This is a genomic window from Camelimonas fluminis (genome assembly GCF_014656355.1).
In the GTDB taxonomy this organism is placed as follows: domain Bacteria; phylum Pseudomonadota; class Alphaproteobacteria; order Rhizobiales; family Beijerinckiaceae; genus Camelimonas; species Camelimonas fluminis.
The window spans coordinates 1-837 of sequence record NZ_BNCG01000156.1 but is presented as its reverse complement, the minus strand read 5'-3'; the positions used below and the strand labels follow the sequence as shown (position 1 = coordinate 837).

At 63.3% G+C, this 837-nt stretch carries 1 protein-coding gene; it reads right to left on the bottom strand.

The features are described from left to right. Positions 1-764, bottom strand: a 764-nt coding sequence (locus IE243_RS22925) for an IS5 family transposase (protein ID WP_191321582.1), incomplete at its 3' end; no start/stop codon positions are given. Between the last annotated feature and the right edge of the window lie 73 nt (positions 765-837).

Sequence of the window (837 nt, the reverse complement as noted above, 5' to 3'; positions counted from 1 at the left end):
GCCTTGCTGATGAGAGCGGGAAGGCGCGCGCCATCATGGGCGTTGGCCGCGCTGGCGTCCCAGGTCCGGATAAACCGGTGGGCCCGATCGATGCCCACGTGGTTCTTGTAGCCAAATATGGGAATGGCGAGATCGACGGGCTTGGAGGCGGCCGGATCGGCGTCATCCTTCACCTTCGCTTTGCTGTACTTGATGCTCCAGCGCGCATCGCGGTCCTTCTGGCGCAGCTTTGCAGGCCTGTCCTTCCAGTCCTCGGGGATACGCCCCTCACGGATATCCCTCTTCTCGCCATCGGTATTGCGCTGACGCGGAGCCGGAACAACCGTGGCGTCGATGATCTGGCCGCCCATGGCGACAAAGCCACGTTCGGTCAAGGCGGCGTCGAAGCGAGCGAACAGGCTGTCGATGGCCCCGGCGTTCACCAGCCGCTCACGGAACAGCCAAACAGTCGTGGCGTCGGGCACGGCGCCTTCGAGACCAAGCCCAAGGAACCGCTGGAACGACAGACGGTCGCGGATCTGGAACTCCGTGGCCTCATCTGACAGCGCGTAAAGGGCCTGCAGGACAAGGATCTTGAACATCATGACAGGGTCGTAGGGTGGTCGCCCGCCCTTGCCACGCGTCGCGCGGTGCAGGGCCCCGACAAGTGGCGTCCGGAACGTCTCGAAGTCCACAACTGCCGCCAGCCGCTCAAGGGGATCACCGGCAGCGCTCAGCGCCGCGTAACGGTCCGCAAGATCAAAGAAACCGGGCTGGCTGGCCATCGATGCCTCCAAAATCTGACAGCGTCAGTTTCGCTCCAGAGACCTCAAAGCACCAGGTTTTTCGAACCGTCCA